At 42.2% G+C, this 1,217-nt stretch carries 1 pseudogene; it reads left to right on the top strand.

The window, feature by feature from the left end:
• Window positions 1-1,217 (top strand): annotated as a pseudogene (locus VXQ92_RS19205) (indolepyruvate ferredoxin oxidoreductase family protein); the annotation flags it as partial.

Raw genomic sequence — 1,217 nt, 5'->3', positions numbered from 1 at the left:
GTGGTAAAGGTTATTTAGATACCATTGAAGCCCTACGTATTTTAGGAATTGAAGATGAAACAGCCCAACAGCTTGGGCTACGTGTTTATCAAGTTGGTCTGATTTGGCCTTTAGAACCACAAGGTATTCGTGAATTTGCCAAAGGTTTAGAAGAGTTGATCGTTATTGAAGAAAAACGTCCAATTCTTGAAACACAAATTAAAGATGAGCTTTACTCACTTCCTGATGACCAACGTCCTCGTGTCATTGGTAAAGCAACTGACGGTAAAGGTGAATGGAGTACCCCTATTGAAGAAGCACCGCTCATTGGTCACTATGAGTACCAGCCTGAACCCATTGCAAAAATGCTGGCTACTCGCTTCTTAAAACTAGATATTCCAGAAAGCTTAAAAGTACAAATTCAAAGCAGAATCGACCTCCTACTAAAAGCAGAGCAAGAATCAAAACGTGTTATTGACCTTGCTGAACGTAAACCTTATTTCTGCAGTGGTTGCCCACATAACTCATCAACCGTCGTTCCTGAAGGTAGCCGTGCATTAGGTGGGATTGGCTGCCACTATATTGCTGTTTCGCTTGACCGTGGCACGGAAACATTCTCTCAAATGGGTGGTGAAGGTGTAAGCTGGGTCGGTGCATCACCTTTTACCAATGAAAAACACATTTTTGCTAACCTTGGTGATGGGACTTACTTCCACTCAGGTTACTTGGCAATTCGTCAGTCTATTGCTGCAAAAACCAATATCACCTATAAAATCCTCTACAACGACGCAGTCGCTATGACAGGCGGTCAGCATGTAGATGGTCATTTGAGCGTTGCACAATTAACTCGTCAGCTCGATGCCGAAGGTATTAAAAAACAAGTCATTGTGACTGATGAAATCAAACTGTTAAATGAAGAAGACGGTATTGCGCCAGGTGTAGAAATTCGCCACCGTAATGAACTTGACGCAGTTCAACGTGAGCTGCGTGAAATTTCAGGTGTAACTGCTTTAATTTATGTACAAACCTGTGCCAGTGAAAAACGCCGTCGCCGTAAACGCGATGCTTACCCTGACCCAGCTGAACGTTTATTCATTAATACCGATATTTGCGAAGGCTGTGGCGACTGTTCTAAAAAATCAAACTGTTTATCTATTGATCCAGTAGAAACAGCTTTAGGCACTAAACGTCAAATTAACCAAAGTAGTTGTAATAAGGACTTCACTTGTGCTGAAGGG

It is taken from the genome of Acinetobacter sp. 228 (genome assembly GCF_048147885.1).
The sequence above is the reverse complement of the archived record's forward strand: the minus strand, read 5'-3'. Positions and strand labels throughout refer to the sequence as shown.